Source organism: Desulfofundulus thermobenzoicus (genome assembly GCF_009428905.1).
GTDB lineage: Bacteria > Bacillota > Desulfotomaculia > Desulfotomaculales > Desulfovirgulaceae > Desulfofundulus_A > Desulfofundulus_A thermobenzoicus.
Window position 1 is genome coordinate 1 of the sequence record NZ_WHYR01000266.1, and the last position, 388, is coordinate 388.

General features: G+C 40.2%; 1 protein-coding gene. It reads left to right on the plus strand.

Annotation, left to right across the window (positions count from 1 at the left end):
- A partial coding sequence (locus GFC01_RS18975) for a hypothetical protein (RefSeq protein WP_207707670.1) occupies positions 1 to 388 on the plus strand: 388 nt, incomplete at both ends.

Genomic DNA, 388 nt, shown 5'->3' on the forward strand with positions numbered 1-388 from the left:
GAGTGGAATGAACCGTTAAACAAAGCCTTTGAAAAAAAGGAAATCAATATAAACGAGGACATTACTGCTGAACAAGCCTTCTCACTGGAGCCTTCACCGGATACATTCCCGATCTCAAAAGAAGAGCAGGCTGAGTGTATCAAAGCGGTTCGAACCTTTTTGGCGCAAAAATATTCAAAGGATACAGGGAAGTGGGTGTTAAAAACACTCCATCGCGATCATGGCTACATCGAAGCGATATTAAAAACGAATGAGCAAGAAGGCTGTGGTTTTATGGATAAGATCAAGGTCTTCATTGATGCCAGCACTTTTGAAGCCATTAATTACATAGATAAAAAAGAAATGTTTCAAGTATGCGGGATACTCAATCCATCTCAAACAGCTAGTG